This window comes from Thioalkalivibrio sp. ALE31 (assembly GCF_000377405.1).
GTDB lineage: Bacteria > Pseudomonadota > Gammaproteobacteria > Ectothiorhodospirales > Ectothiorhodospiraceae > Thioalkalivibrio.
Map to the genome: position 1 here is coordinate 389,095 of NZ_KB905020.1, position 25,872 is coordinate 414,966.

A 25,872-nucleotide genomic window follows, 5' to 3' on the forward strand; every position below is an offset into this window, starting at 1 on the left:
CCCTCGCCTAGCGTTCGTCGGCTTCCAGCTGTTCCAGATGACGGATGGTGCTGAAGTCCAGCATCTGGTTCTGGGGCCGTTCGTCGTGTTCGTCGAACACCTCCGGACCGACTACGCCGGCGGCGATCTCGCGCAGGGCGATCACCGTGGGCTTGTCGTTGTCCTCGGGTACACGCGCTTCCTTGCCGTGGGCGATGTGGCGGGCCCGGCGGGCGGCCATCAGCACCAGCTGAAAGCGGTTTTCGACATTTTCGAGGCAGTCCTCGACGGTAACGCGTGCCATCGGATACTCCGGTCAGTAAATTCTTGAAATCCATGCGGCACAGCCGCAGTTCACTAGCATGTTACGCCGACCCCGGCGCCGCCGCCAACAGATTCCCGATCGTGGGTGCGGCTCGGGTCTCCTGTTCCACGGTGCGCAGACGATTGGCGCGGAAGATACAGGCCAGGTCGCGCACGGCCTCGTCGAAATCGGCATTGACCACGGTGTAGTCGTACTCGCGGAAATGCGTGCAGTCGGATTCGGCGTCGCGCAGGCGGCGCTGGATCACGTCCTCCTCGTCCTGGCCACGGCCGCGCAGGCGGCGCTCCAGCTCGTCGCGCGAGGGGGGCAGGATGAAGATGGAGTGGGCGTCCGGTACCGCCGCGCGCACCTGGCGCGCGCCCTGCCAGTCGATCTCCAGGATCACGTCGACGCCAGCGTCCAGGCGCTCGTCGACGCTGGCACGCGCGGTGCCGTAGAAGTTGTCGAAGACCTTGGCGTGTTCCAGTAGCTGCCCGTCCTCGATCATGCCGAGGAAGGTCTCGGCGGAGACGAAGTGGTAGTGCTGCCCGTCCACCTCGCTGGCGCGCGGCTTGCGCGTGGTGTGCGAGACCGAGACCTCCACGGCCTCCACCGTCTCCAGGAGCGCCGCGACCAGGCTGGTCTTGCCGGCGCCGGACGGGGCGGAAACGATATAGAGGGTGCCGCGAGCGGCCGGGGTGCTGGCGGTCATGGACGTGTCCGCGGAACCTGAACGTGATCGGGACCTGGCGGTCTCCCGGGCGGGCCGTTTGCGGCGAGCCACAGGCGGGTAGCCAGGGTCAAAGAAGAAGGTTGGTCGGAGTGAAAGGATTCGAACCTTCGACCCCTGCCTCCCGAAGGCAGTGCTCTACCAAGCTGAGCTACACTCCGAACCGAGCCCGCTATTATGCCGAGCCTCTCCGGGCGTGTCCATGCCCCCGCAGGATGAAAATCGGGTCGGGCGCGGTCGTCAGTGGTTGCGCCCGACGGCGAAGCGGGCGAGGTCGATCAGCGCCTGGCGGTGCGGTGAGTCGGGCAGGGTGGAGATGGCCTCGATCGCGGCGTCGGTTTCCGCCTCCGCGCGGGACCGGGTATAGGCCAGGCCGTCCGTCCCGTGCACCACTTGCAGCACCGTGTCGACCCGGTCGCGCCCGCCGTCCTCGATGGCCTGGCGCACGATCGCCTGCTGCTCCGGTGTGCCGACGCGCAGGGCGTGGATCAGCGGCAGGGTGGGCTTGCCCTCGGCGAGGTCGTCCCCCATGCGCTTGCCGGTGACCTCGTCATCCGAGGAGTAGTCGAGGACATCGTCGATCAGCTGGAAGGCGGTGCCCAGATGCATGCCGTAGCGCGCCAGCGCCTGTTCGTCGGCCTGCGGGCGTTCGCCCAGGATTGCGCCCAGCTGGCAGGCGGCCTCGAACAGCTTGGCGGTCTTCGACTGGATCACGTGCATGTAGCGCTGCTCGTCGACGTCGGCGTCGTGGCAGTTCATCAGCTGCATGACCTCGCCCTCGGCGATCACGTTGGTCGCGTGGGAGAGGATCTCCATCACCCGCATGGAGCCGACCTCGACCATCATCTCGAACGCGCGCGAGTAGAGAAAGTCGCCCACCAGCACCGCGGCCTCGTTGCCGAAGATATGGTTGGCGGTCTCGTTGCCGCGGCGCATCTCGGAGGCGTCGACCACGTCGTCGTGCAGCAGGGTCGCGGTATGGATGAACTCCACCACCGCCGCCAGCGTGACGGGGTCCTGGCCCTGCACATGGCAGGCGCGCGCGGACAGCGTGGCCAGCAGCGGCCGCAGGCGCTTGCCGCCCGAGTGGATGATGTAATGCCCGAGCTGGTTGATCAGCACCACCGGCGAGCTCAGGCGCTCGCGGATGCACTGATCGACGGCCTGCATGTCGTCGGCCGCCAGTTCTCGGATCGCGTCAATGGACATGGGGGTAGGCAAGCGGGCTCTGAGAGTGGTCGGGAGGGGCGCAGGCATGCTAGGGAAACGCCACCGAATGTACAAGCTCGCGCGGGTGCGGGCGCGGCTCGTCCCCCGGCGTCCCTGTCGTTCGCGCGCGCCGGGGGCAGGCTGGTCCCGGCATTGACCCGCAAGCGAAGCGCTGCTAGCATTTCCGCCCTTTCGCGAGACCAGTCCCGTCGGCTGGTCCACACAAGGTATCGCAACGGAGTCCCAGGGAAATGTACGCGATCATCGCAACAGGTGGTAAACAGTACCGCGTCGCCGAAGGCGACGTGATTCGCATCGAAAAGCTCGAGGCCGAGGCCGGTTCCGAGGTCGAATTCGACCAGGTGCTGATGGTCGGTGCGGGTGACGATGTCCGCGTCGGGGCCCCGCTGGTGGACGGTGGCAAGGTCACCGCCAAGGTCGAAGACCATGGCCGCGCCAAGAAGGTCCACATCATGAAATTCCGGCGGCGCAAGCATTCCCAGAAGCAGATGGGGCACCGCCAGCACTACACCACCGTGCGCATCACCGGCATCGCCGGCTGATCGGCGCAGGCATTCAGGAGAACTGAACCATGGCACATAAGAAGGCAGGCGGGAGTACCCGCAACGGGCGCGATTCCGAGAGCAAACGCCTTGGCGTGAAGCGCTTTGGCGGTCAGGTCGTGCGCGCCGGCAACATCCTCGTTCGTCAGCGCGGGACGCAGTATCATCCCGGCGAGGGCGTGGGTTGCGGCAAGGACCATACGCTGTTCGCCAAGGTCGACGGCCAGGTCGTCTTCAAGGTGGGCGGTCCGCACAACCGTCGTTTCGTGAGCGTCCAGCCGCAGCAGTAAGCCGGCCGGCTAGGGAGACGCTGATTGAATCGCACGTCCGCGTTGGTGCCCCCTGTTTTCCGAGACAAGGCGCGTCGTGCAGCGGGTAGTGGTTCTACCCGCAAGTGGCGCAACGCAGGCTCGGGGAACAGGGGGCACCAACCCGACAAGTGATTGAAAGAGCGGGCTCGGCCGCCCGTTGTTGATCGAAAACGGGCGCGCACACGGCGTTGCGGCTCCCTTGTGCAGAATGACTGCACGGCGGTCACCGCGCCTTGTTCGCACGCAAAAGCGACTCGAGCGCGGACGCGCGATTCAATCAGCGTCTCCTTAACGCCCCGGGGCGGCGCAACGCCGCCCCTTTCGGGTACCATGCGCGACCCTGTATCCCGCGCAGACCGTGTCCCATGAACCAGACCCAGACGCTGATCCTCGGCGCCCCCCAGATTCTCCCGGTCATCCCCCGCGACACCATCTTGCGGGATCACGCCCTGATCATCCGCGACGGCGTCATCCAGGCGATCGAGCCCACGGAGACCGCACGCGCCCGATACCCCGATGCGGAGTACCGCGACCATCCCGGGCACGCCCTGATTCCCGGCCTGGTCAATGCCCATACCCACTCGGGCATGAGCCTGCTGCGGGGCATCGGCAGCGACCACACCCTGATGGACTGGCTCAAGCGCTACATCTGGCCGGCCGAAGGCAAGCTGCTCTCGCCCGAGTTCGTGCGCGCCGGCACCCGGCTCTCGGTCGCGGAGATGCTGCGTGGCGGCACCACCTGTTTCAGCGACATGTACCTATTCGTGGAGGACGCGGCACGAGTGGTCGACGAGACCGGTATCCGCGCTTCCCTGGGCCTGACCGTGTTCGATTTCCCCACCCCCTGGGCGAGCACGGCCGACGAGTACTTCCAGCGCGGCGCCGACGTGGTGACCGCCTGGGGCCGACACGAACGGATCGCCTTCAATGTGGCCCCGCACGCGCCCTACACCGTTGGCGATGCGAGCCTGGAGCGCGTGGCCGATCGCGCGCGCGAACTCGACGCCCCGATTCACATGCATGTCCACGAGACGGCCAGCGAGGTCGCCGACGCCGTCCGTGACCACGGCGAACGGCCCTTGGCGCGCCTCGCCCGACTCGGCATGCTGGACCAGCCCTTCATCGCCGTGCACATGACCCAGGTGGACGAATCCGACCTCGACCAGCTGCGCGACCGGCCGGTGTCCGTCGCCCACTGCCCGGAATCCAACCTGAAGCTGGCGTCCGGGTTCTGCCCCGTCGCGCGTCTGCAGGAAGCCGGGATCACGGTCGGCCTGGGCACCGATGGCACCGCCTCCAACAACGATCTGGACATGATCGGCGAGATGCGCACCGCCGCCCTGCTGGCCAAGGCCGTCAGCGGCGACGCCGCGGCGCTGCCCGCCGCCTCGGCCCTGGAGATGGCCACTCTCGGCAGCGCCCGCGCCCTGGGGCTGGACGACCGCATCGGTTCGCTGGAGCCCGGCAAGGAGGCGGACGTGGTCGCGGTGGACCTGCAGGCCCTGGAGCTGCAGCCGGCGCACGACCCCAGCGCGCAAATCGTGTATGCCGCCACGCGGGATGCCGTACGCGACGTCTACGTGGCCGGACGCCCGTTGCTGCGCGACCGGGAACTGCTTACGCTGAACGTGCAGGACCTCCGCGCCGAAGCCGATGACTGGCGCATCCGGGTGCTGGAAACCCAGCAGCCCATTGCCTGAGGGGAAACCGATCCCATGAGCCCGCAGACTCAATCCCGTTCGCAGACGCACGCCAACGTCGATAGCGCCGAGATCCACAAGTTCACGCACCGGGCCCGCGAATGGTGGGACCCCAACGGCCCCTTCGCCACGCTGCATGCGATCAATCCGCTGCGCCTGGAGTGGATCGACGCCCAGGCCGACCTGACCGGCAAGAAGGTGCTGGACGTCGGCTGCGGTGCCGGCATCCTGTCCGAGGCGATGGCGGTGCGCGGCGCGCACGTCACCGCCCTGGACGCCGGTGCCGAACACCTGGAAGTTGCCCGCGAGCACGCCCACGAGGCCGGGCTGGAGATCCACTACCTGCATACCACCGCCGAGGCCCATGCCGAACACCACGCCGGCGACTACGACGTGGTCACCTGCCTGGAGATGCTGGAACACGTGCCCGACCCCGAAGCGGTCATCGATGCGCTCGTGAAGCTCGTGCGTCCCGGCGGCTGGCTGTTCCTGTCCACGATCAACCGCACGCCGCGGGCCTTCGCCGAGGCGATCGTCGGGGCCGAATACCTGCTGAACATGCTGCCCGCCGGCACCCACGAGTACGGCCGCTTCATCCGGCCCTCGGAACTGGGCGCCGCGCTGCGCCGCCATGGGTTCGAGGTCACCGCGATGACCGGGCTGACCTATTCGCCTCTCAGCGGTCGCTACCGCCTGGTGGGGCGCACCGACGTGAACTACCTCATGGCCGCCCGCCGGGGCGACGACACCCCCGCATGACGCGCCATCTGGGTTCGCTCCTGTTCGATCTCGACGGGACGCTGCTGGATACCGCGCCGGACATGCACGCGGCACTGGTCACCCTGATGGCCGAGTACGACCGTGCGCCGCTCCCTTTCCACGCGGTGCGCAACCATGTCTCCCACGGCTCGCAGGCCCTCGTCGCACTCGCCTTCCCCGACGCCGATGTCGACTTCACGGAGCACCTGAAGAAGCGCTACCTGGAGATCTACGCCCACGACTTGTGCCAGGCCACCGCCCTGTTCCCCGGGCTCGCCGAGCTCCTGGACCGCTGCGAGGCCCGGGGCTGGTCCGTCGGCGTGGTCACCAACAAGCCGGGCTGGCTCACCGATCCACTGCTGGAGGCGCTCGGCCTGCGGGCACGCATGGCGGCCGTTGTCAGCGGCGATACCCTGCCTCAGCGCAAGCCTGACCCCGAACCCATGTGGCTGGCGGCGCGGCAAACCGGCCTGCCCCCGGAGCGCCACTGCTACTGGGGCGATGCCGAGCGCGACATCGCGGCCGGACGCGCCGCCGGCATGCCCACCCTGATCGCCAACTGGGGCTACATCGACGCGGACCAGCAGCCGGATCAATGGGGCGCCGACGGCGCCCTGGAGCAACCCGACGATTTCTGGGCCTGGTACAACGGCGCCCCCGCCCCGGAGCGCAGCCTTGCCGGCTGATCACGCCCGCCACCCCGCGGGGGCTGATGGTTGATGGAACCCCGGATCCGCCAGGCCTATCGCCACTGCCGTCAGCGTGCCACGGCGCACTACGAGAACTTCCCTGTGGCCTCCTGGTTGCTGCCCGGCCGCCTGCGCGACCCGGTGGCGGCGATCTACTGCTTTGCCCGCGACGCCGACGACCTGGCCGACGAGGACCCGCGCCCGGTGGAAGAGCGCCGCCAGGCACTGCTGGCCATGCAGGAACGCGTGCAGATCCTGGAGGACCCGGCCGCGGAACGCGATCCCGAATGGATCGCCCTGGCGGATGCCCGCGCCCGTTTCAACCTGCCGGCGGCCCCGTTCTCCGACCTGATCGATGCCTTCCTGCAGGACCTCGACCAGACGCGCTACGCGACCTTTGGCGAGGTGATGGACTACTGCCGGCGTTCGGCCAACCCGGTCGGGCGGCTGCTGCTGCATCTGAACGGGAACCCGACCGAGGAAATGCTGGGCCATTCCGACGCTATCTGCTCGGCCCTGCAACTGATCAACTTCTACCAGGACCTGCAGCAGGACCTGGAGGAGAACAACCGCATCTACCTCCCGCAGGAAGAGATGGATCAGTACGGCGTTACCGAGGCCATGCTCGCGGCCGGAAAGACCACCTTCCAGCTACGCAATCTGATGCAGTTCCAGTACGCCCGCGCCGATCGCCTGCTGCGGGCCGGCGCGCCCCTGGGCGGGATGCTGCGCGGGCGCCTGGGGCTGGAAATCCGCGCCATCATCAATGGCGGCGCCCGCATCCTCTGGCGCCTGCGCCAGCAGGACGACGTCTTCGCCCGCCCGCGCCTGCGCACCCGCGACGCCTGGATCATCCTGAGCCACAGCCTGCGCCCGCGTCGGCGGAGCCGGTGACGAGCGGTCTTCTAACCCCCCATACGCCTCCGTGTAGTGTCCTTCGCGTCAGGCAGCGATACCCTCGACCGTGAGATGCTGCGGGTCCGTCCGTTCGCTCGCGTGTTCAAAGGTGATGGCGCACACCTCTCCTTCCGCGTCGACATCCAGGGTCGTGTTTTCATCGAGGGAACGCGTTTCCGCCACGCGATCGCCTCGAAACTCGATGTAAAGCGTGTCCGTATCCCCGAAATACTGCAGCTTCATCGTCTGAACCCTCGATCAAAAAAGGCGTTGTGAACGGTTTCCCCGTCCGCCAACAGCACGACACGCAGGTAGCGTCCTTCTGCCTCGTCTATCAAAGCCCATCGGCGGATCCGTCCATCGCCCTGCACTTCTTCGTACAGCGGCTCGTCGATCGCCTGAACGATCCATTCGTCCCGGATCATACGCCGATCGGGTCGTCGCCCTTACGGCTTCGAAATAGCGTGTCGTCTTCACCGCAACATCCTTGTTGGCGGTTGTGCTCCCTCAAGTCTTTCGGCGACCCCGCATCGCCGTCAAGTCCGTCACACCACTTTGCTGTAGCGTGGCTGGCCTTCGGTGGCCAGATAGGCGTCGAAAGCCATGGCCACATTGCGCAGAAGCAGGCGGCCGCGCGGCAGCACATCCAGCCGGCCCTGCTCGATCCGCACCAGGCCGTCGGCCTGCATGCCCTGGAGCCGTTGCAGCGCGTCTCCGAACACCTCGGCGAAGACGATCCCGTGGCGCGCCTCGATCGCGGCAAAGTCGATCCGCGAGTGGCACATCAGCTCGCTGATCACGTCGCGCCGCAGGCGGTCGTCGGCACTCAGCTCCAGCCCCCGAAAGACCGGGAGGCGGCCCGCATCCAGGCGGGCGTAGTAGGCATCCAGCTCGCGCAGGTTCTGGCTGTAGGTCGCGCCGACCTTCCCGATGGCCGTGGGACCCAGCGCCACGAGGTCGTACTCCGCACGGGTGGAATAGCCCTGGAAGTTGCGCTGCAGCGTCCCGGCTCGCTGTGCCTCGGCCAGCTCGTCGTCCGGCAAGGCAAAGTGATCCATCCCGATGTAGACGTAGCCCGCCGCGGTCAGCCGCTCGATGGTCGTCTTTAAGATCGCGAGCTTCTCGGCCGCATCGGGCAGGTCCGCCTCGCGAATCTGGCGCTGCGTCTTGAACATCTGCGGCAGGTGGGCGTAGTTATAGATCGCCAGGCGTTCCGGGCGCAGTTCGAGGGCACGCTCCAGGGTGCGGGTGTAGGTCTCCACCGTCTGCAGCGGAAGCCCGTAGATCAGGTCGAAGTTGGTGGACTCGAACCCATGGGCCCGGGCCTGCTCGACGGCGCGCGCGGTGACCTCGAAGGGCTGGATGCGGTTGACCGCCCGCTGCACATCCGGATCGAAGTCCTGCACCCCGAGGCTGATGCGGTTGAACCCCAGTTCGCCCAGCAGCGGTATCGTCCCGGGTCGCACCGCGCGCGGGTCGATCTCAATGGAGAATTCGCGCGCGGCACTGGCATCGAGACGGAAGTGGCGCCCGAGCAACGCCATCACCGATCGCAGGTCCTCGTCCCCGAGATAGGTCGGCGTTCCCCCGCCGAAGTGCAACTGCCCCACCGTGCGCTCCGCGTCAAACAGCTCGCCCTGCAGCGCGGCCTCGCGTTCCAGATACGCGAGATAGCGCTGCGCCCGCTGGTAGTTGCCGGTAATGACCTTGTTGCAGGCGCAATAGAAACAGACCGTGTCGCAGAACGGGACATGCACGTAAAGCGACAGCGGACGCGCCGGGTCCGCCCCATTGGTGGCCTGCGCCGCCTCGGCATACGCGCGGTCGTTGAAACCCTCGTGGAACTGGGGTGCCGTGGGATACGACGTGTAGCGAGGTCCGCTCACGTCATAGCGACGCAGGATCTCCGGATCAAATACCAGGCGCTGCTCCATCGGGTCCCCCTCGAGCGTGTACCGCCCATTTTAGGCATCGGATCATCACAGGCTACGACCACGGCCCGGTAGCGGGCTTGATACAGGTCAACAATCCGCCTTCGGGGGCAATCTCCCGCCTCGCGCACTGCCTGTGCTAGCCTTCCCGTCCCTGTTCGACACCCGCCACGCGAGAGCGCATGTCCCCCGACGAGTATTGCGAGGAGAAGGCCGCACAGAGCGGCTCCAGCTTCTACTACGCCTTTCGTTTTCTGGAGCCCGACCGGCGCCGCGCCATCACAGCGCTGTACGCCTTCTGCCGGGAAGTGGACGACATCGTCGACGAGGTCCGCGAGGAGAGCGTCGCCCGGACCAAGCTGGACTGGTGGCGCCAGGAGATCGAACGCCTGTTCGCGGGCGAACCCCGTCATCCTATCTCCCAGGCACTGCAGCCCCACATCGCCGCCTTCGACCTGGGCCGCGAATATTTCGACGAGATCATCGACGGCATGCAGATGGATCTCGACTACGACAGCTACCCGGATTTCACCACCCTGTCGCTGTACTGCTATCGCGTCGCCAGCGTGGTCGGCATCCTCTCCGCCCACATCTTCGGCTACAGCGACCGGCGCACGCTGAAGTACGCCCACGACCTCGGCATGGCCCTGCAGCTCACCAACATCCTGCGCGACGTCCACGAGGACGCCATGCGCGGCCGCGTCTATATCCCGCTCGACGAGCTGCGCAAGCACGAGGTCAAACCCGAGGAGTTCCAGGTCAACATCACCGATGACCGTCATCGCGCCCTGTTCGCGGAACAGGCCGAACGGGCGCGGCGCTACTACGACAGCGCCGAGGAACACCTCCCCGCTGCCGACCGCTACCCCCAGCGCCCGGGCCTGATCATGGCGGCGATCTACCGCACCCTGCTCGACGAGATCGAGGACGACGGCTTCCGCGTGCTGGAACACCGCGTACGCCTGACCCCGATCCGCAAGCTGTGGATCGCCTGGCGCACCGCCCGACGCCTGAAGCGCGAGCATCGCCGCCGCGCGGCCTGACGCCATGGCCTCCAGCCCTCCCGCGCACCCTGTCGCCGTGGTCGGCGCGGGCTGGGCCGGCCTGACCGCAGCCCTCGCCCTGGCGCGCGCCGGACAGCCCGTACACCTGATCGAGGCCGGCAGGATCCCCGGCGGGCGCGCCCGCAGCCTGGAGCTGGACCACACCCCACTGGACAACGGCCAGCACATCCTCGTGGGGGCCTGCCAGCAGACCCTGGAACAGATCCGCGCGGTCGGTATCGACCCCGACTCGGCCTTTCACGCCGTCCCGTTCGGGCTGCGGATGTTCGACCCCGACCGCCGGCCAGCATCCCCGGCCTTCGCGCTCGAACCCCGCTCGCCCCGGCTGCCGGCTCTGGCCACGGCCCTCTATCGTTCCCTCCCCGGCCACGCCACTGGTATCCGGCTGCGCGCCCTGCTCGGCGCGGCGGCCCTGCTGCACCGTCCCCTGCGACACGACCTCCCGGTGCTCGACTGGCTGCGGCGCCGCCACCAGCCGGAAACCCTGATCGAGCGGCTGTGGGACCCCCTGTGCCTGGCGGTGATGAACACTCCGACCCGCCTGGCCTCCGCGCGGATCTTCCAGAACGTGCTGCGACGAGCCCTGAATCACGGGCCGGAGGCCGCCCGCCTGCTGATCCCTGCGCGTCCCCTGGGCGAGGTGTTCCCCGACGCCGCCATCCGCGAGCTGCGGGCCCGGGGTGCGCGCGTGGACCTTGGCCGCCGCATCACGACGATCCAGCGCGACGCGACACGCCCGGATGCCCCTTATCGACTGCACGATCGCCAGGGCGACACCAGCAACGCCCGCGCGCTGATCCTGGCCACCACGCCCACCGCCACCGCCAGCCTGTTGCCAGCGGACGCTCGATGGGGCGCCACGCATCAGGGGCTCAAGGCCATGGGCGCGCGCAGCATCTGCACCGTCTACCTGCGCTACCCGCGGCCGTTGACGGACCGGCCCCCTCTCCAGGGGCTGCTCGGCCAGCATGGCCAGTGGCTGATCCCCCGGCACGTCGCGGGCGCCCCGCACTGGCTGGCTGTCGTGATCTCGGCCGCCGACGACCTCGAACCGTTGACGGCGGATGCCCGATGGCGCACCGTCGCCCGCTCGCTGGCACGGACCTTTCCCGAGCTGGGGGAGCCCGCAGCCGGTCACTGCATCTGCGAGCGCCGCGCGACGGTGGACGCCCGGGTCGATCTGGATCGGCACCGTCCACCGCCCCGCACGCCCTGGCCCGACTGCTACCTGTCAGGGGATTACCTGACCCACGCACTGCCGTCGACGCTCGAAGCCGCCGTACAATCTGGACTAGAATCGGCGCACCTGTTCCTGGAGGACCATCCTTGACCGACCTCGATATCCCTCGCCTCCTCGCCTACCGTCCCGAACCGGGCGCCTTTGACCAGCGCGTGATCCTCGTCACCGGCGCCGCCGACGGCATCGGCCGGGCAGTCGCCGAGGCCTGCGCCGCCGCCGGCGCCACGGTGGTCCTGCTGGACAAGGACCTGAAGGGCCTGGAGGCGGTCTACGACCGGATCGAACAGGCCGGCCACCCGCAGCCCGCGATCTACCCGCTGAATCTCGAGGGGGCTACGGTCAAGGATTACGGCGACTTGGCGGAGAACATCCGTGACTCGCTGGGTCGCCTCGACGGCCTGGTGTTGAACGCGGGCTGGGCCGGCGCCCTGATGCCGATGAAGAACTACGACCCGGAGCTGTGGTTCAAGGTCATCAACAGCAACCTGCACGGCCCGTTCTTCCTGACCCAGGCGGTGCTGCCCCTGCTGGAGGCCAGCCCCACCGGCAGCCTGGTGGTCTCCACCCAGAACGCGCGCAAGGCCTTCTGGGGGGCCTTCGGGATGGCCAAGGCAGCGCAGGACGCCCTGATCGACATCCTGTCCCACGAGCATCGCAACGAGCCGCGCTTCATCCACGTCAATGGCGTGGACACCGGTCCCGTGCGCACCCGTTTCCGGGCCGGCCACTATCCGGGTGAGAACGCGGAACTGCTGCCCGAACCCGAGGCGGTGGTGGGCCCCTACCTGTACTTCCTGGACCCCGGCGACCGCACCACCACCGGCCTGAATCTCAGCCTGGAAGGCCAGGTACCGACGCCCGACGCGTCGGCCTGAGCCACTGCGCCGTCAGGCGCGCGGCCGCTTGCCGGCCGGGCGCCCCTTCTTGCGGAGCTTCCCGGCACCAGCCCGCGGCTTGCCACCGTGGGGCGCCGGCGAACGGCCGCCCGCCTTGCCCGCCGACGCGGCCTCGGCCTTTGGTTTCGCCCCCGGACGGGCCGCGGCCTCCACCCCGTTGTGCTGGGTCTGGAAGGTCTGGCCGCGCTTTTTCAGAGCCTTCCCGCCGCGGGTCATCCGCCCGCCCGTGGATGGGCGCGCCGCGCCCTGCCCCGTCCCGGCCGGCTGCCAGGTCGGCACCAGATGGTGCTTCCCGTTCCCGATCAGATCGGCCCGCCCCATGCGCTGCAGGGCATCGCGCAGCAGCGGCCAGTTGTTCGGGTCGTGGTAGCGCAGAAAGGCCTTGTGCAGGCGGCGGGCGCGGAAGCCCCGGGCGACCGGCACCCGTTCGCTCGCCTTGCGGCGGATGCCACGCAACGGATCCCGGCCCGAGTGCCACATGGCCGTGGCGAGCGCCATCGGGCTGGGCAGGAACGCCTGCACCTGGTCGGCGCGAAAATCATTGCGCTTGAGCCAGAGCGCCAGTTGCAGCATGTCCTGATCGGTGGTCCCCGGGTGCGCGGCAATGAAATACGGGATCAGGTACTGCTCCTTCCCTGCCGCTTTCGAGTATTTCTCGAACATGGCCTTGAACCGGTCATAGGTGCCCATGCCCGGCTTCATCATCCGGGATAATGGGCCCTTTTCCGTATGTTCTGGCGCAATCTTCAGGTAACCACCCACATGGTGGGTGACCAGCTCCTTCACGTACTCCGGGGACTCGATCGCCAGGTCATAGCGCAGCCCCGAGGCGATCAGGATCTTCTTGATCCCCGGTAGCGCGCGCGCCTTGCGGTAGAGACGGATGAGCGGGGCGTGATCGGTATCCAGGTTACTGCAGATCCCCGGGTACACACAGGACAGCCGCCGGCAGCTCTGCTCGATCTTCGGGTCCTTGCAGGCCAGGCGGTACATGTTGGCCGTCGGCCCGCCCAGGTCCGAGATCACACCCGTGAACCCGTCCACCTTGTCGCGGATCTCCTCGATCTCGCGCAGCACGCTGTCCTCCGAGCGGCTCTGGATGATCCGCCCCTCGTGTTCGGTGATCGAACAGAAGGTACAGCCACCAAAGCACCCGCGCATGATGTTCACCGAGAAGCGGATCATCTCCCAGGCCGGGATGCGGGCATCACCGTATGCCGGGTGCGGGGCGCGGGCATAGGGCAGGTCGAACACCGCGTCCATCTCGGGGGTGGAAAGCGGGATCGGCGGCGGGTTGAGCCAGACCTCCTTGTCGCCATGGCGCTGCACGATCGCCCGCGCGTTGCCCGGATTAGTCTCCAGATGCAGTACCCGCGAGGCATGGGCATACAGCACCGCATCCCCCTTCACCTGCTCAAACGCAGGGATGCGGATCACCGTCTGGTCGCGCGGCGTGCCCCGCGGGATCTGCCGCTGAAAGCGCACGACCTTTGTGCCCGGCTCGCCCTGTACCGCCGAGCTGTCCTGCCCTTCGGCATCGGCACAGGTTGCCGTCGAGACCATCGCGTAGGGGTCGGGGTTGGCATCCACCGGCCCCGGCGTATCGACCTCGCTGGAGTCCAGTTCGACAAAGCCGGCGGGGACCGCATCCCGCAGGAAGGCCGTGCCCCGCAGATCCGTGATCTCGCGCGGGTGCTCGCCCGCGGCCACGCGATGCGCCAGCTCCACCAGGGCCCGTTCGGCATTGCCGAACAGCAGGATGTCCGCGCGCGAACCCAGCAGCACGGAGCGGCGCACCTTGTCCTGCCAGTAGTCGTAATGCGCGATCCGGCGCAGGCTGGCCTCGATACCGCCGGCCACCACCGGCACATCCTTGTACGCCTCGCGGACCCGCTGGGCGTAGACGATCACCGCCCGGTCGGGGCGCTTGCCGTGCACGTCCCCCGGGGTGTAGGCGTCATTGGAGCGGACCTTCCGCTCCGCGGTATAGTGATTGACCATCGAGTCCATGTTCCCGGCGGTCACGCCAAAGAACAGGTTGGGCCGCCCCAGGGCGCGGAAGGGCTCGGCCGACGTCCAGTCCGGCTGCGCGAGAATGCCGACCCGGAACCCCTGCGCCTCCAGCAGCCGCCCGATGATCGCCATACCGAAGCTCGGGTGATCGACATAGGCGTCGCCGGTGACCAGCACGATGTCACAGCTGTCCCAACCGAGCGCGTCCATCTCCTCGCGCGTGGTCGGCAAGAACGGTGCCGTGCCAAAGCGCTTGGCCCAGTAGGGCTTGCGGGCAAACAGGGTCTCGGGGGCTGCGGACATCACCAGGCTTCTTCCGGCGGGCGCCGGCAACGGGAAAACCCCGCATTACACGCCCGGGAGGCACCGAGATCAACAGGGCATGCCCACGGGCGGGGCTTCGTCCTTCAGTCCCCGCCGGGTACGCGCCTGGCGTCAGTAGCGTTCAATGAACAGGTCAATGGCCGGGCTCAGCGCCCCGCGCCAGCGCTGCGCGAGGGATTCGTCCCAGCGCGGGTCCACCTCGCGGGCCGTCTCCACCATGCAGTCCAGCCACACCCCGTACAGCTCCGGCGCGACCGGCACCCGGCCATGGCGGCTGTGCACCTCGGCCATCTTTTCCATGGTCGGTGCCACGAAGCTCTCGCCCTCCGCGTAGCTGATCGCGGTGGAGACCGCCTGCCCCAGGGCCCGCTTCTGCTGCGACCAGTTCGTGGTCGTAAAGGCCTGCGCCACCCGCTCGTCCGCCGCGAGAAAGCGTTCATAGAAGCGGTCCACGAAGTTGCCGGCCCGCCGGCAACGCCCGTAGCTCTGGTGCACATCGGAGTAGCTCATCCAGATCCCCCAGTCCCGAAAACGCGCGAGTGTAACGGGATTGCCCCGCCGGGTGCTGATCCAGATCAAGCCCCGACCCGTACCATCGGCTGTCAACTGCCTTCTAGGGAGACGCTGATAAATCAGCGTCTCCCTAGCACACCCGCGTACTGGATACCGGCCAGCCGCGCCAGGTCGCGATCGAACGTGGTCAGGTCATTGGGCCCGAAGTCCTCCAGGCTGGCATGCCCGCAGGCCCGCGCCAGTACCTTCATCAGCTCCGTGGAGCCCTCCAGGAACCGACCCAGGCGTTCCGCCCCTTCCTGCGGATCCAGCCGGGCGCGCAGGGCGGGATCCTGCGTGGCCACGCCGCTGGGGCACTGATTGGTGTGGCACATCCGCGCGCCCACGCAGCCCACCGCCTGAATCGCCGAATTGGCCAGGGCAATACCGTCGGCCCCCAGCGCGAGGGCCTTCACGAAGTCCGCCGGCGTGCGCAAGCCGCCCGTCACCAGCAGCGTCACGCGACCGGAGACCCCGTTCGCGTCCAGGAATCGACGCGCGCGGGCCAGCGCCGGAATGGTCGGCACGCTGATGTGGTCGCGCAGTAAGGCCGGTGCCGCGCCCGTGCCACCACCGCGGCCGTCGAGGATCAGGTAATCGGCCCCGGCCTCAAGGGCAAACGTCAGGTCCGCCTCGATATGGTTGGCCGAGAGCTTGAAGCCCACCGGCACGCCCCCGGTCTGCTCGCGCACGGCATCGGCAAACCGTCGGAAATCGGCCGGCGTCTGCAGGTCCGCGCTCGCCGCGGGTGAATGGGCATCCTGGCCGGCCTCGATCCCGCGTACCCGCGCGATCTCGTCGCTCACCTTGCTCCCCGGCAGGACACCCCCAACACCGGTCTTCGCCGCTTGGCCGGCCTTGAAGTGGAACGCCTGGACCTTTTCCAGTACCGCCTCGGAATAGCCAAACCCGGCGGGACCCAGCTCGAACAGATAGCGGGAGTTCTCCTCTTGCTCCGCATCCAGCATGCCGCCCTCGCCAGAGCAGATGCCCGTCCCTGCACGCTCGGCCCCGCGCGCCAGGGCGATCTTCGCCTCCCGCGACAACGCGCCGAAGCTCATGTCCGAGACCAGCAATGGGATCTTCAGCACCAGCGGCCGTTTCGCCTCGGGCCCGATCACCAGCGACGTCCCGACCTCGGCCCCCTCGTCCAGCGGCCGCGTGGCCAGTTGTGCCGCCAGCAACTGCATCCCGTCCCAGCTCGGCAGCCGGTCCCGCGGGACCCCCATGGCGACCGTGGTCCCGTGTCGTCCCACACCCTCCAGTCCATCCCGCGCCAGCGCATGGATCCACTCGACATGGGGCTCCGTCTCACTGTTGCGCGGGCTCGGTGCCCGCTCCCCGGGCTCGGCGTCACCTGCTTCGCCCTTGGTGTCAGCATCCGCGGCACTCGCCGGCCCGCCGACTGCATCGGCCTCGAACTGCGCATGGGTCCCGTCACAGTACGGCAGGTTCCCGGACTGCTTGCACTGACACAGGTAGGCCTCGCCATCCTCTTGTGCGGTGAATACCAGAGGCTCGATGCCCGTCCCCTGGTGCGAACCGTCGCAGAACGGCTGATCCTGCGAACGCCCGCAGCGGCAGAAGGCGTACTCCTCGCCCTTTTTCAGCTCCACACCCCGGGGTTCCACTGCGGCGATAATCGGCTCGGCCATCGGATGCTCCTTGCGTTCTGTGATCGTCCCCCAGTGTGACAGCGAAACCGCGACAAATTTCCGAATCCGGCGCGCCGCCGTATGATGGGCGCCTCTCGCTCAAGCACGAGGCCCCTCATGACGACCGCCGACCACCGCCACACCCGCCGCGACTACACCCGCGCGGAACTGCGTCGCAGCGACCTTCAGGCCAACCCGCTCGGCCTGCTCAACGACTGGCTGGAGGCCGCGCGCGAGGCCGGCAACCCCGACCCGACCGCCATGATCCTCGCCACCGCCGATGCCGATGGCCAGCCATCCGCGCGCACGGTCCTTCTGAAGCATGTGGATGCCGACGGACTTGCGTGGTACACCGACTCGCGCAGTCGCAAGGGCCAGGACCTCAACGAGAACCCGCGCGCCGCGCTCCTGTTCTACTGGCCGGAAACGGAGCGCCAGATCCGCATCGAGGGACCCGTCGCCGCCCTGCCCGCCGATCTCGCCGACGAGTATTTTCATCAGCGTCCACGCGGCAGCCAGCTCGCCGCCGCCGCCTCCACCCAGAGCCACCCGGTCGCGAACCGCGACGAACTGGAGCAGCGCGTACGCGCGCTGGAACAGCAGTATCCGGATGGCGACATCCCGCGCGACCCCGCCTGGATCGGCTATCGCCTGCAACCGGAGCTGTTCGAGTTCTGGCAGGGGCGCGCCAACCGCCTGCACGACCGGTTCCAGTACCACCGCGTCGGGAGCGACTGGGAAATCACCCGCCTGATGCCATAGGCATCCCCGGCGGCCGCTACCGCTCGCCCGGCCGAATCTGCTAGGATTCGCTCCGCCGTGGCGGCTCGACCCCGCCCGGTTCAGCAAATACGGAGAGGTGCCGGAGCGGTCGAACGGGGCGGTCTCGAAAACCGTTGTACTCTCGCGAGTACCGAGGGTTCGAATCCCTCCCTCTCCGCCAGATTCAAGCACAGGGGGCCCGAGTGGCCCCTTTTGCATGTATAGCCCCAACGTTCTGGGATTCGAACCCGAGGAATTAGAGAAGATGGTTCGACCGGTGGCGCGCAGCGACACCGGAACGCCGCAGCGCAGCGAAGGCGGCCCGGAGGGCGGCGACCACGTCGCCGTAATCCCTCCCTCTCCGCCAGATCAAAGCAAAGGGGCCCAAGTGGCCCCTTTCGCATGTCTGGCCCCTGAGGTTTCAGGATTCGAACCCGAGGAATCGAAAACGATGGTTCGACTGGCAGCGCGAAGCGATGCCAGAACGTCACCGCAGGTGACGACCCGAAGGGCGAGGCGCACCGCGCCGAGTAATCCCTCCCTCTCCGCCAGATTCAAGCAAGGGGGCCCCAAGTGGCCCCTTTCGCGCGTCTGAATACCCCCAATTACGGCGAGAATCGAAACCGACCATCCGACTGGCAGGCCACGGAAATGCCGGAACGTCGCCCCGGGGAGACACGGCGCACCGGAGTCACGGCAGGCGCCTGTGCCAGCCCCGGACGATCCGGCCTCGGGCCCTCCACGCGCACAAAAAAAGCGGCCCGGTTTCCCGAGGCCGCTTTCCTTTGATCCGAATCTGGTGGGCGGTACTAGGTTCGAACTAGTGACCCCTGCCGTGTGAAGGCAGTGCTCTACCGCTGAGCTAACCGCCCGGAGCGCGGACAAGATTAGGGTTCGCTCGAGCGAACGTCAAGCATTGTGTGCCGCATTTCCCCGTGATCCTCGGCTCCATCGAGCGGCGCAGCCGCCGCAGGACGTTGCCGTCAGGCAACGCCCGAAGGGTGAGGCCCACAGGGCCGAATCCATCCCTCCCTCTCGTGGCCGCCAGGCCACGCAGCGCGCCCACCGGTTGTCAGCCCGAGCCCCGTACCAGACAATGCCCGACCTCGGAGAGGTGGCAGAGCGGTTGATTGCACCGGTCTTGAAAACCGGCAGGGGTGAAAGCCCCTCGAGGGTTCGACAAGGCGGCGCAGCCGCCGCAGGACGTTGCCGCCAGGCAACGCCCGAAGGGTGAGGCCCGCAGGGCCGAATCCATCCCTCCCTCTCGTGGCCGCCAGGCCACGCAGCCCGCCCACCGGTTGCCAGCCTCGCCCCTGTACCAGACAATGCCCGACCTCGGAGAGGTGGCAGAGCGGTTGATTGCACCGGTCTTGAAAACCGGCAGGGGTGAAAGCCCCTCGAGGGTTCGAATCCCTCCCTCTCCGCCATTCCCCCACCCCACTCGCCGCACCCTCCCCGCACCCCACACATAGCCCATCTAACATGTTTCACATAGAACAAGTTAGATAGAAGAAAATGACTAAAGGCACTATAATCGGCGCCGTTTTCCCGCTTGCGCCCGCGAACCTCCAGCGGGCCCAGCTCCGGCTGCCAGTTCTGTGACGACGGCCCTGGCACGCCCTGGCCCGGAATGCCTTCCGGCGCCCCAGCCCTGGTTTCGGCCGTCGTCGTTTCTCACGAACTGGCCAAGCGAGTGACCCGATGAATCCGATCCTGCTGCGAGTGTTTCCCTTTCTCGGCTGGCGCCCGACCAAGCAAACCCTCAACGCGGATCTCATCGCCGGGATCTCGGTCGCCCTGGTCCTGATCCCGCAATCCATGGCCTATGCCCAACTGGCGGGGCTCCCGCCGGTCTACGGGCTGTACGCTTCTCTGCTTCCTGTCATGGTGGCGGCCCTGTGGGGCTCTTCGAATCAGCTGGCGACCGGCCCGGTGGCGGTAGTTTCCCTGCTGACAGCCTCGGCACTGATACCCCTGGCAGCCGAAGGCTCTTCCGAATTCATCATGCTCGCCATCGCCCTCGCATTCATCGTTGGCGTGATCCAGTTGATGCTGGGGCTGTTCAAGCTGGGGGCGCTGGTCAGCTTCATCTCGCACCCGGTGATCGTCGGATTCACGAATGCGGCCGCGATCATCATCGCCCTGTCCCAGGTAAACAAGATTCTGGGCGTGCCGATCGATACCAGCGGCCATTTCATGCTCGGTCTCTGGGGCGTGCTCATGGAACTGGGCAGCGTGCACTGGCCAACCCTTGCGTTCGGGATTGGCGCGATCGCCCTGATGGTCGCGATGAAGCGTTTCACGCCCAAGATCCCCGGCGTGCTGGTCGCGGTGGTCGTGGCGATCGTCGCCAGCTGGGCGATCGACTACGAACAAAAGGCCGAGACCTCCATCGAGCAGATCGCCCCGGCCGAGGTACTGACCCTTGCCCAGAACATCGAGCGCGAAAGCGCCCGCCTGGCCGAACTCGACGACCAGATCCGACGCCTGGAGGCCGAACTGCAACAACAGGAAGGCGCCGAGGCCGTCCGCCTGCGCCACGAGGCCGACCAGCTGCGCCTGGAGCGCGAGGAACTGCGCCCAGAACTGGCGACCATGCGCGACGAGATCCGCGACCTCACCCTGCGACGGGTGCCCGGCACCGATGACGAACCCGCCCGCTTCATTGCCGACGAACACCTGACCGACGCTGAGCGCGAGCGCGCCGACCGGGCTGCCTGGCGCATCGAGCGCGTGGGCGACGACACCGTGCACCTGAACGGGGGCGGAGCCGTGGTCGGGAATGTGCCTCAGGGCCTTCCCGGCTTCTCGATTCCGGAGATCAGCTTCGGCACGTTCACGACACTCCTGACCACCGCCTTCGTCATTGCCCTGGTGGGCTTTACCGAGGCCATCGCGATTGCCAAGGCCATGGCGGCCCGGACCGGCCAGCGGCTGGACCCCAGCAAGGAACTGATGGGCCAGGGCCTGGCGAATATCGCGGGTGGCTTCACCCAGGGGTACCCGGTCAGCGGCTCGTTCTCCCGCTCGGCCGTGAACCTTAATTCTGGCGCGAAGACCGGACTCTCGTCGGTCTTCACCGCCGTGATCATCGGCCTGGCGCTGCTGTTCCTGACTCCGTTGATCTATCACCTGCCGCAGGCGGTCCTCGCGGCCATCATCATGATGGCAGTGGCCGGCCTGGTGAACTTCAAGGCGATCAAGCACGCGTGGGTGGCCAACAAGCACGACGGCGCCGCCGCGATCGTGACCTTCATCGCCACGCTAGCCATGGCCCCGAACCTGGACTACGGCATCCTGACCGGTGCCGGCCTTGCCATCGTGCTCTACCTGTACCGCACCATGCAGCCGCGTGTATCGGAGCTGGCCCGCTACGAGGACGGCACCCTGCGTGAGGCCCAGCGCTATGGTCTGGAGACCAATGAGAAGGTCGGCATGATGCGCTTCGACGGCTCGCTCTACTTTGCCAACGTGCCGTATTTCGAAGACGCAGTGCTCGACCTGGTGGCACGACACCCGCAGGCCAAGTACCTGATCGTGGTCGGCAAGGGCATCAACGAGATCGATGCCTCCGGCGAAGAGGTCATCCATCAGCTGGTGCATCGCCTCAAGGCGCGCGGGATCACGCTGGTGTTCGCCGGGGTGAAGGCGCAGGTCATGGAGGTGATGCAGCGCACCGGGCTGGACGAGATCATCGGCGAGGACAACATCTTCAAGTCCACCGATCACGCCGTGAAGACGATCTCCGAAAAGGTCGGCGAACCCATCAAGTAGGGGACGCCAGCGCCCGTTGCCCCACGGCCGGCCGGATCTCCCGGACCGGCTGTGGAAACACTGCAACCGGGCGCGCTTATCGCTACACTGTGGCTCATTCGAATGCATTGAGGAGTTGACCCGTGTCCCGAGACCAGATCGTCCGCTCGAGTCGCAACCCGTCCAGCACTGGCTCCATCAGCGAGACCATCTCCACCAACAAGGTGATCCGGCAGACCTACATGCTGCTGTCGCTCACCCTGGCGTTCAGCGCGGTTACCGCGTTCATCGCCATGGCGGTCAATGCGCCGCCGGTACACTGGATCATCATGCTGGGCGTGCTGATCGGCGGCCCGTTCGCCATCCACGCCGCGCGCAATTCGGCACTGGGCATCGTCCTGACCTTCGCCTTCACCGGCGTGCTGGGCTTCTTCCTCGGCCCGATCCTGAGCATGTATCTGGGCCTGCCCAACGGCCCGCAGATCGTCGGCAACGCCTTCGCCGCCACGGCCATCGCGTTTGTCACGCTCTCCGGCTACGCCCTCGCCACCAAGAAGGACTTCAGCTTCCTCGGCGGCTTCCTCGTCGTCGGCCTGATCGTGGCCCTGCTGGCCATCGTCGCCAATCTGTTCCTGGCGATCCCGGCGCTCTCGCTGGCCATCTCGGCCGCGGTCGTCCTGCTGCTGTCCGCGGCCATCCTGTTCGACACCAGTCGGATGATTCACGACCCCGAGGCCAACTACATCGTGATGACCGTCTCGCTGTACGCGAACCTCTACGTGATGTTCCTGCACCTGCTGAACCTGTTCCACGCCTTTATGGGTGACAACTAAGGGTCCAGCGCCAACCGCAGGAACTCGTTCAAGGGCCCCGCCGCGCGGGGCCCTTTTCGTTGGACACCGCTTACGCAGACTCCCGGGGACTTCGGCCCATGACCCAGCTCCAGCGCGGCGTCTTTCTCGACCTGAACACGGTTGACCGGGACGACCTCGACCTCACCGGGCTACGCGCCTGCCTGCCCGAGTGGACCTTCCACGACCGCACGCGACCCAACCAGTGCGCCGAACGGATCGCGGACGCCGATGTCGTGATCACGAACAAGGTCGAACTGGATGCCGATCTGCTGGCCGCCGCGCCCCGCCTGCGACTGATCTGCGCCGCCGCGACCGGCTTCAACAATATCGACGTGGCCGCCGCCCGCCGACAAGGCATCGTCGTCAGCAACGCGCGCGACTACGCCACAGACTCCGTGGTGCAGCATGTCTTCGCCCTGCTCCTGACGCTGGTCACGCGGCTGGATGACTACCGAGCCGACATCCGCGCCGGACGCTGGAGCGCCTCGGATCAGTTCTGCCTCCTCGACCACCCGATCGGCACCCTGGCCGGGATGCGCATCGGGATCATCGGGTGGGGGGTGCTGGGCCGGGCCACCGCCCGTCTTGCCGAGGCCTTCGGCATGGAGGTACGGGTTGCGCAGAGTCACGATCCCGCGCAGCAGACGCACGCGGATCGCCTGCCGCTGGAGCGCCTGCTCGCGGAGTGCGATGTGATCAGCCTGCATTGCCCGCTCACGCCCGCAACGCGCCACCTCATCGACGACGACGCACTGCGCCGAATGCGGCCGGGAAGCATTCTGCTGAACACGGCCCGCGGCGGTCTCGTTGACCCTGAGGCCCTGGCGCGTCACCTGCGCAGCGGTCATCTCGGCGGCGCGGGCATCGACGTCCTGGAACCGGAACCCCCGCCACCGGGTCATCCGCTGCTGGCAGACGACATCCCGCGCCTCGTGCTGACCCCGCATACCGCCTGGGCGGCGCGCAGCGCCCGTCAGGGGGTGATCGACGAAGTCACGCACAACATCCGCAGCTTCGCATGCGGTTCACCGCGCAACGTGGTGGAATGACGCACATGGACACCGACCCCCTGCATCAGCGAATCGAGGACCTGGAGATCCGCCTGGCCCACCAGGAATACACCCAGGAGGAGCAGGCCCGCATCCAGATGGAACTGCAGCAGGCCAATGCCGACCTGCGCCAGCAGGTCCAGTGGCTGCGCGACCGCCTGCGTGAGCTTGAGGAACGCGGGGGCGGGCGCGAAGACGCCGAACCACCCCCGCCGCACTACTGACCCCATGGCGCTGACCGTACGCGCGGCTCCGGGCTACGACAGCGCTGCCGACGCACTGCGCAAGGCCCTCGAGGCGCGCGGCTACCGGCACGGCGGCGCGGCTCGGCTGGTCCTGGAAACGGGCGATCACGGCCTGCAGCTCATCCGCGAGGACGTCCACCCGGCGCTGCGACTGCACCTCGACTTCCCGGCCGGACGCCAGGGCTATCGACTGGCCCATGCCGGCCATCAGCGCGAAGGGCTGATCCGCGCCTTCGGCAAACTCCCGCGCGACGGCCACGTACTGGATGCCTCCGCCGGTCTCGGGCGCGACACCCTGCTGCTGGCCGCGCACGGCTTTCGCGTGACCGCCTGGGAACGTCACCCCGTGGTGTATCGCCTGCTGGCCGATGCCCTGGCGCGCGCTGCAACCCACCCGGAACTGGCCCCCGTCATCCAGCGCATCACCCTGCTCGAGGGCGTCGCCGAGCCCACGGCCGTGAGCCCGCCCGCGATGGCCGCGGTCTTCGACCCCATGTTCCCGGAGCGCGCCAAACGCGCCGCGGTCAAGAAGGACATGCAACTGATCCAGGCGCTGATGGCGGATACGGCCGACCCCGACGGCGAACAGACCCTGGCCGCCCTGCGCGGCCACGTGGAACGCCGGGTGATCGTAAAACGCCCGCTGCACGCCCCGGCTCTCGGACCGGACGCCCCGCAGGCCAGCGTCAAGGGCAAGAGCGTGCGCTTCGACCTCTATTCGGCCACGGGGCCCGCCGAAGCGACCGCGGCGTCCGGCTGATATCGCTCCTCGCCCGTTTCAGGGGCTGCCCAGGATCAGCCGGTCCTCCCCCGCGAACCGGTAGTCCGGGATGGGCAGGTTACGGCGGGCGTTCTGATCCGCGTAGACCCGCCCCGCCCCGTCATAGCGTCCGCCCCGGCAACGATCGACGAACCCGCCACTCCAGCCATCGGCTTCGTCCGGGTGCACCAGGTCCAGCTCGCAGCCCAGGTCCGTCCCCTCACCGATCACCACCAGCCATTCGGGGCGAAAGCTGCGCAGCGGCAGGTCCAGCCCGTCCGGCTGCTGACCGCGGCGCGCAGCGGGATCGACCAGTTCCTCGTCGCTCGCCAGCGCGCCCTGCCAGGCCGCATCCCGGTGGACCACCAGGACATGCCGGTTCCCGTGGACAAAGCGTCCCGCCTCGCCCGGCGCGATCTCCGCAAGGTCCACCCGAAGGGTGTCGCCACGGGTGTCCACCGATCCGGAAAATGCATACCGCAGCATAACCCCCACCAGCAGCAAGGCGGCCCCCAGCACCATCAGCTTCATGAGCCCGCGGATCCGCACCCGCGTCAGTGAATCGTTCCCGGTTTGCACCCTGATCTCCGTTTTTCTCGCCCACCGGCGAAAACGCTTTGCCTGAGCCCTAGTCGCCCCTACACTATGCGGCATGAAAGGACCCAACCGTTCCAACCGCACCTACGTCGGCCTGTACAACGACATGTACGGCGGCATGACCCCCATCGGCAATTTCATCCGTGATGCCTGGGTATTCGGCATCCTCCCGGAGACCGAAACCTGCGACGGCTGGGATGTCTCGCGCATCCAGATGCTGCACGACCAGGTCAATGCCGAATGGGACAAGTACGACCTGCGTATCAGCAATCTCCCGCCAGAACTTCGTGAACGTCATGAACGCATCCATCAGGAAGCGATCGAGCGCGCCCGGGAACACGGCTGGGTCGCCGGACAGGACATCGACAGCGAGATGGGCGACGACGCCTGATGGTCGCCGGCGAGCCCCTGATTCGCCCCCTGATCGTCATCGCCAGTCTGCTGGGTGGGATCGCGGTCGTGCTCGGTGCCTTCGGCGCCCACGCCCTCCAGGAACGCCTTTCGGAACACGCCCTGACGACCTGGCACACCGGCGTTCAGTACCACTTCATCCATGCCCTGGCCCTGCTGCTGGTCGCCGCCCTGTGGGCGCATCTGGCCAACGGCTGGGCCGCCGCCAGCGCGGTGGCCTTCGTGATCGGCATCCTCCTGTTCTCGGGCAGCCTGTACGCCCTCGCGCTCGGGGCACCCCGCATCCTCGGGGCGATCGCGCCACTGGGCGGGACGGCCTTTATCCTCGGCTGGGCGGGGTTGGCCATTGCCGCCTGGCGCGGCTGACCTAGGGAGACGCTGATTGAATCGCACGTCCGCGTTGGTGCCCCCTGTTTTCCGAGACAAGGTGCGTCGTGCAGCGGGTAGTGGTTCTACCCGCAAGCGGCGCAACGCAGGATCGGGGAACAGGGGGCTCCAACCCCACAAGCTATTGAAAGCAGGGGCTCGGCCGCTTTTGCGTGGGAACGGCGTTGCGGTTCCCTTGTGCAGAGTGACTGCACGGCAGTCACCGCGCCTTGTTCGCACGCAAAAGCGACTCGAGCGC

At 67.5% G+C, this 25,872-nt stretch carries 27 protein-coding genes, 5 tRNA genes and 1 other RNA gene; 21 read left to right on the forward strand and 12 right to left on the reverse strand.

The genetic code is table 11. The annotated features are described in order from the left end of the window. Nucleotides 1-7 precede the first annotated feature (7 nt). The 4 genes from rpoZ to ispB form a co-directional block, all read right to left on the reverse strand. A complete protein-coding gene (gene rpoZ / locus D103_RS0101820) occupies nt 8-283 on the reverse strand; it encodes a DNA-directed RNA polymerase subunit omega (RefSeq protein WP_018867870.1) in 276 nt (91 codons plus the stop codon). Between the two features lie 61 nt (nt 284-344). Further along, a complete protein-coding gene (gene gmk, locus D103_RS0101825; protein WP_018867869.1) occupies nt 345-995 on the reverse strand; it encodes a guanylate kinase in 651 nt (216 codons plus the stop codon). Between the two features lie 102 nt (nt 996-1,097). After that, nucleotides 1,098-1,174 (reverse strand) — tRNA-Pro (locus D103_RS0101830). A gap of 79 nt (nt 1,175-1,253) precedes the next feature. After that, on the reverse strand, nt 1,254-2,222 hold the full coding sequence (gene ispB / locus D103_RS0101835; RefSeq protein WP_018867868.1) for an octaprenyl diphosphate synthase: 969 nt from the start codon (nt 2,220-2,222) through the stop codon (nt 1,254-1,256). A gap of 251 nt (nt 2,223-2,473) precedes the next feature. Here ispB and rplU point away from each other — a divergent pair, with 251 nt between their 5' ends. From rplU to hpnC, 6 genes are all read left to right on the forward strand, one after another. Further along, nucleotides 2,474-2,785: a 50S ribosomal protein L21 gene (rplU, locus tag D103_RS0101840; protein WP_017941885.1), complete on the forward strand. Its 312-nt coding sequence runs from the start codon at nt 2,474-2,476 to the stop codon at nt 2,783-2,785. A 29-nt stretch (nt 2,786-2,814) separates the two neighbouring features. Beyond that, entirely contained in the window at nt 2,815-3,075 is a 261-nt protein-coding gene (gene rpmA / locus D103_RS0101845) for a 50S ribosomal protein L27 (RefSeq protein ID WP_018867867.1), read from the forward strand. 386 nt (nt 3,076-3,461) lie between these two features. Beyond that, the gene (locus tag D103_RS0101850; RefSeq protein ID WP_018875597.1) at nt 3,462-4,796 is read left to right on the forward strand and encodes a TRZ/ATZ family hydrolase; all 1,335 of its coding nucleotides are present in this window, start codon (nt 3,462-3,464) and stop codon (nt 4,794-4,796) included. A 15-nt stretch (nt 4,797-4,811) separates the two neighbouring features. Next, nucleotides 4,812-5,555 carry a bifunctional 2-polyprenyl-6-hydroxyphenol methylase/3-demethylubiquinol 3-O-methyltransferase UbiG gene (gene ubiG / locus D103_RS0101855; RefSeq protein ID WP_018875598.1) on the forward strand — a complete coding sequence of 248 codons (744 nt, stop codon included), beginning with the start codon at nt 4,812-4,814 and terminating at the stop codon, nt 5,553-5,555. Beyond that, a complete protein-coding gene (locus tag D103_RS0101860; RefSeq protein ID WP_018875599.1) occupies nt 5,552-6,241 on the forward strand; it encodes an HAD-IA family hydrolase in 690 nt (229 codons plus the stop codon). Before ubiG ends, D103_RS0101860 begins: the two co-directional genes overlap by 4 nt. 33 nt (nt 6,242-6,274) lie before the next feature. Further along, entirely contained in the window at nt 6,275-7,138 is an 864-nt protein-coding gene (gene hpnC, locus D103_RS0101865) for a squalene synthase HpnC (protein WP_018875600.1), read from the forward strand. Nucleotides 7,139-7,186: 48 nt separating this feature from the next. Here the strand turns inward: hpnC and D103_RS0101870 are convergent, their stop codons facing one another. The 3 genes from D103_RS0101870 to hemN all read right to left on the reverse strand — a co-directional run bounded on the left by D103_RS0101870 (nt 7,187) and on the right by hemN (nt 9,075). Continuing rightward, nucleotides 7,187-7,384 carry a DUF2283 domain-containing protein gene (locus D103_RS0101870; protein WP_018875601.1) on the reverse strand — a complete coding sequence of 66 codons (198 nt, stop codon included), beginning with the start codon at nt 7,382-7,384 and terminating at the stop codon, nt 7,187-7,189. Continuing rightward, nucleotides 7,381-7,566: a hypothetical protein gene (locus D103_RS0101875; RefSeq protein WP_018875602.1), complete on the reverse strand. Its 186-nt coding sequence runs from the start codon at nt 7,564-7,566 to the stop codon at nt 7,381-7,383. The genes D103_RS0101870 and D103_RS0101875 overlap by 4 nt, the downstream gene beginning before the upstream one ends. A 120-nt stretch (nt 7,567-7,686) precedes the next feature. Then, complete coding sequence (gene hemN / locus D103_RS0101880; protein WP_018875603.1) at nt 7,687-9,075, reverse strand: oxygen-independent coproporphyrinogen III oxidase; 1,389 nt, start codon at nt 9,073-9,075, stop codon at nt 7,687-7,689. 179 nt (nt 9,076-9,254) lie between these two features. Here hemN and hpnD point away from each other — a divergent pair, with 179 nt between their 5' ends. From hpnD to D103_RS0101895, 3 genes are read left to right on the forward strand one after another with little or no spacing between them, the layout of a single operon-like run. Continuing rightward, complete coding sequence (hpnD, locus tag D103_RS0101885; RefSeq protein ID WP_018875604.1) at nt 9,255-10,115, forward strand: presqualene diphosphate synthase HpnD; 861 nt, start codon at nt 9,255-9,257, stop codon at nt 10,113-10,115. A 4-nt stretch (nt 10,116-10,119) separates the two neighbouring features. Beyond that, on the forward strand, nt 10,120-11,466 hold the full coding sequence (hpnE, locus tag D103_RS0101890) for a hydroxysqualene dehydroxylase HpnE (RefSeq protein ID WP_018875605.1): 1,347 nt from the start codon (nt 10,120-10,122) through the stop codon (nt 11,464-11,466). Continuing rightward, a complete protein-coding gene (locus tag D103_RS0101895; RefSeq protein ID WP_018875606.1) occupies nt 11,463-12,251 on the forward strand; it encodes an SDR family NAD(P)-dependent oxidoreductase in 789 nt (262 codons plus the stop codon). The genes hpnE and D103_RS0101895 overlap by 4 nt, the downstream gene beginning before the upstream one ends. 12 nt (nt 12,252-12,263) lie before the next feature. Here D103_RS0101895 and D103_RS0101900 read toward each other — a convergent pair whose 3' ends face one another. From D103_RS0101900 to D103_RS0101910, 3 genes are all read right to left on the reverse strand, one after another. After that, entirely contained in the window at nt 12,264-14,588 is a 2,325-nt protein-coding gene (locus D103_RS0101900; protein ID WP_018875607.1) for a YgiQ family radical SAM protein, read from the reverse strand. Nucleotides 14,589-14,720: 132 nt separating this feature from the next. Next, nucleotides 14,721-15,119 carry a globin gene (locus D103_RS0101905; protein ID WP_018875608.1) on the reverse strand — a complete coding sequence of 133 codons (399 nt, stop codon included), beginning with the start codon at nt 15,117-15,119 and terminating at the stop codon, nt 14,721-14,723. Nucleotides 15,120-15,241: 122 nt separating this feature from the next. Then, on the reverse strand, nt 15,242-16,816 hold the full coding sequence (locus tag D103_RS0101910; RefSeq protein WP_018875609.1) for a glutamate synthase-related protein: 1,575 nt from the start codon (nt 16,814-16,816) through the stop codon (nt 15,242-15,244). A gap of 117 nt (nt 16,817-16,933) precedes the next feature. On the opposite strand from D103_RS0101910, the gene pdxH reads away from it, so the two are divergent. The 3 genes from pdxH to D103_RS13610 all read left to right on the forward strand — a co-directional run bounded on the left by pdxH (nt 16,934) and on the right by D103_RS13610 (nt 18,129). Further along, nucleotides 16,934-17,578: a pyridoxamine 5'-phosphate oxidase gene (gene pdxH / locus D103_RS0101915; protein WP_018867016.1), complete on the forward strand. Its 645-nt coding sequence runs from the start codon at nt 16,934-16,936 to the stop codon at nt 17,576-17,578. Between the two features lie 91 nt (nt 17,579-17,669). Continuing rightward, nucleotides 17,670-17,759, forward strand: a tRNA-Ser gene (locus D103_RS0101920). A gap of 239 nt (nt 17,760-17,998) precedes the next feature. Beyond that, a non-coding RNA gene (locus tag D103_RS13610) (RtT sRNA) lies at nt 17,999-18,129 on the forward strand. Between the two features lie 246 nt (nt 18,130-18,375). Here the strand turns inward: D103_RS13610 and D103_RS0101925 are convergent. Further along, nucleotides 18,376-18,450 (reverse strand) — tRNA-Val (locus tag D103_RS0101925). 236 nt (nt 18,451-18,686) lie between these two features. On the opposite strand from D103_RS0101925, the gene D103_RS14150 reads away from it, so the two are divergent. From D103_RS14150 to D103_RS0101955, 7 genes are all read left to right on the forward strand, one after another. Further along, nucleotides 18,687-18,846: transfer RNA gene (locus D103_RS14150), tRNA-Ser, on the forward strand. Nucleotides 18,847-18,915: 69 nt separating this feature from the next. Continuing rightward, nucleotides 18,916-19,005 (forward strand) — tRNA-Ser (locus D103_RS0101930). A 274-nt stretch (nt 19,006-19,279) separates the two neighbouring features. Then, complete coding sequence (locus tag D103_RS0101935) at nt 19,280-21,352, forward strand: SulP family inorganic anion transporter (RefSeq protein ID WP_018875610.1); 2,073 nt, start codon at nt 19,280-19,282, stop codon at nt 21,350-21,352. A gap of 122 nt (nt 21,353-21,474) precedes the next feature. Next, nucleotides 21,475-22,164, forward strand: a complete 690-nt coding sequence (locus D103_RS0101940) for a Bax inhibitor-1/YccA family protein (protein WP_017941768.1) — start codon at nt 21,475-21,477, stop codon at nt 22,162-22,164. Nucleotides 22,165-22,262: 98 nt separating this feature from the next. Next, nucleotides 22,263-23,234, forward strand: coding sequence for a D-2-hydroxyacid dehydrogenase (locus D103_RS0101945; protein ID WP_018875611.1), 972 nt, complete (start codon nt 22,263-22,265; stop codon nt 23,232-23,234). Nucleotides 23,235-23,239: 5 nt separating this feature from the next. Then, entirely contained in the window at nt 23,240-23,458 is a 219-nt protein-coding gene (locus D103_RS0101950; RefSeq protein ID WP_018875612.1) for a SlyX family protein, read from the forward strand. 4 nt (nt 23,459-23,462) lie between these two features. Further along, nucleotides 23,463-24,239, forward strand: a complete 777-nt coding sequence (locus D103_RS0101955) for a class I SAM-dependent methyltransferase (RefSeq protein WP_018875613.1) — start codon at nt 23,463-23,465, stop codon at nt 24,237-24,239. Nucleotides 24,240-24,257: 18 nt separating this feature from the next. Here D103_RS0101955 and D103_RS0101960 read toward each other — a convergent pair whose 3' ends face one another. After that, the gene (locus D103_RS0101960; RefSeq protein WP_018875614.1) at nt 24,258-24,818 is read right to left on the reverse strand and encodes a hypothetical protein; all 561 of its coding nucleotides are present in this window, start codon (nt 24,816-24,818) and stop codon (nt 24,258-24,260) included. Between the two features lie 73 nt (nt 24,819-24,891). Between D103_RS0101960 and D103_RS0101965 the strand changes: the two genes are divergently transcribed. Continuing rightward, the gene (locus D103_RS0101965; RefSeq protein WP_018875615.1) at nt 24,892-25,227 is read left to right on the forward strand and encodes a hypothetical protein; all 336 of its coding nucleotides are present in this window, start codon (nt 24,892-24,894) and stop codon (nt 25,225-25,227) included. After that, the gene (locus D103_RS0101970; RefSeq protein ID WP_018875616.1) at nt 25,227-25,613 is read left to right on the forward strand and encodes a DUF423 domain-containing protein; all 387 of its coding nucleotides are present in this window, start codon (nt 25,227-25,229) and stop codon (nt 25,611-25,613) included. The genes D103_RS0101965 and D103_RS0101970 overlap by 1 nt, the downstream gene beginning before the upstream one ends. Nucleotides 25,614-25,872: the final 259 nt, after the last annotated feature.

Bases quoted from the DNA above. Each gene is read 5' to 3' on its own strand.
- rpoZ (WP_018867870.1), bottom strand. From the start codon at position 283: ATGGCACGCGTTACCGTCGAGGACTGCCTCGAAAATGTCGAAAACCGC.
- gmk (WP_018867869.1), bottom strand. From the start codon at position 995: ATGACCGCCAGCACCCCGGCCGCTCGCGGCACCCTCTATATCGTTTCC.
- ispB (WP_018867868.1), bottom strand. From the start codon at position 2,222: ATGTCCATTGACGCGATCCGAGAACTGGCGGCCGACGACATGCAGGCC.
- rplU (WP_017941885.1), top strand. From the start codon at position 2,474: ATGTACGCGATCATCGCAACAGGTGGTAAACAGTACCGCGTCGCCGAA.
- rpmA (WP_018867867.1), top strand. From the start codon at position 2,815: ATGGCACATAAGAAGGCAGGCGGGAGTACCCGCAACGGGCGCGATTCC.
- D103_RS0101850 (WP_018875597.1), top strand. From the start codon at position 3,462: ATGAACCAGACCCAGACGCTGATCCTCGGCGCCCCCCAGATTCTCCCG.
- ubiG (WP_018875598.1), top strand. From the start codon at position 4,812: ATGAGCCCGCAGACTCAATCCCGTTCGCAGACGCACGCCAACGTCGAT.
- D103_RS0101860 (WP_018875599.1), top strand. From the start codon at position 5,552: ATGACGCGCCATCTGGGTTCGCTCCTGTTCGATCTCGACGGGACGCTG.
- hpnC (WP_018875600.1), top strand. From the start codon at position 6,275: ATGGAACCCCGGATCCGCCAGGCCTATCGCCACTGCCGTCAGCGTGCC.
- D103_RS0101870 (WP_018875601.1), bottom strand. From the start codon at position 7,384: ATGAAGCTGCAGTATTTCGGGGATACGGACACGCTTTACATCGAGTTT.
- D103_RS0101875 (WP_018875602.1), bottom strand. From the start codon at position 7,566: ATGATCCGGGACGAATGGATCGTTCAGGCGATCGACGAGCCGCTGTAC.
- hemN (WP_018875603.1), bottom strand. From the start codon at position 9,075: ATGGAGCAGCGCCTGGTATTTGATCCGGAGATCCTGCGTCGCTATGAC.
- hpnD (WP_018875604.1), top strand. From the start codon at position 9,255: ATGTCCCCCGACGAGTATTGCGAGGAGAAGGCCGCACAGAGCGGCTCC.
- hpnE (WP_018875605.1), top strand. From the start codon at position 10,120: ATGGCCTCCAGCCCTCCCGCGCACCCTGTCGCCGTGGTCGGCGCGGGC.
- D103_RS0101900 (WP_018875607.1), bottom strand. From the start codon at position 14,588: ATGTCCGCAGCCCCCGAGACCCTGTTTGCCCGCAAGCCCTACTGGGCC.
- D103_RS0101905 (WP_018875608.1), bottom strand. From the start codon at position 15,119: ATGAGCTACTCCGATGTGCACCAGAGCTACGGGCGTTGCCGGCGGGCC.
- D103_RS0101910 (WP_018875609.1), bottom strand. From the start codon at position 16,816: ATGGCCGAGCCGATTATCGCCGCAGTGGAACCCCGGGGTGTGGAGCTG.
- pdxH (WP_018867016.1), top strand. From the start codon at position 16,934: ATGACGACCGCCGACCACCGCCACACCCGCCGCGACTACACCCGCGCG.
- D103_RS0101935 (WP_018875610.1), top strand. From the start codon at position 19,280: ATGAATCCGATCCTGCTGCGAGTGTTTCCCTTTCTCGGCTGGCGCCCG.
- D103_RS0101945 (WP_018875611.1), top strand. From the start codon at position 22,263: ATGACCCAGCTCCAGCGCGGCGTCTTTCTCGACCTGAACACGGTTGAC.
- D103_RS0101950 (WP_018875612.1), top strand. From the start codon at position 23,240: ATGGACACCGACCCCCTGCATCAGCGAATCGAGGACCTGGAGATCCGC.
- D103_RS0101955 (WP_018875613.1), top strand. From the start codon at position 23,463: ATGGCGCTGACCGTACGCGCGGCTCCGGGCTACGACAGCGCTGCCGAC.
- D103_RS0101965 (WP_018875615.1), top strand. From the start codon at position 24,892: ATGAAAGGACCCAACCGTTCCAACCGCACCTACGTCGGCCTGTACAAC.
- D103_RS0101970 (WP_018875616.1), top strand. From the start codon at position 25,227: ATGGTCGCCGGCGAGCCCCTGATTCGCCCCCTGATCGTCATCGCCAGT.